At 41.7% G+C, this 283-nt stretch carries 1 protein-coding gene; it reads left to right on the top strand.

Going from position 1 to position 283, the window contains the following annotated elements; translation table 11 throughout:
- The coding region (locus ACVC2P_RS06475) for an immunoglobulin domain-containing protein (protein ID WP_452597662.1) at positions 1–283 on the top strand (283 nt) is incomplete at both ends.

Here is a 283-nt window from a genome sequence, read left to right as displayed (position 1 = left end):
CCTGGCCCTCCTGCTTTAGGGGATGCTGTTAATTGGTATACAAACGCCACTGGAGGTACTGCTTTAGCTTCTGGACTTAATTATACGCCTACCGATACAGCTATTGGAGTTTACACTTACTATGCTGAAGCTGAAGAAACTATCTCTGGTTGTGTAAGCTCTAGAATACCAGTAGTTCTTACTATTGAAATGCCTGCTAATGCTGGCGCAGATGGAGGCATTACTATCTGTGACGATAGTTCTACAACTATAGATTTATTTAGTTTAATCGCTGGTGAAGATG

It is taken from the genome of Pontimicrobium sp. MEBiC01747, assembly GCF_053601635.1.
Note: the sequence above shows the minus strand (reverse complement) of the source record. Positions and strands in the feature narration are given on the sequence as shown.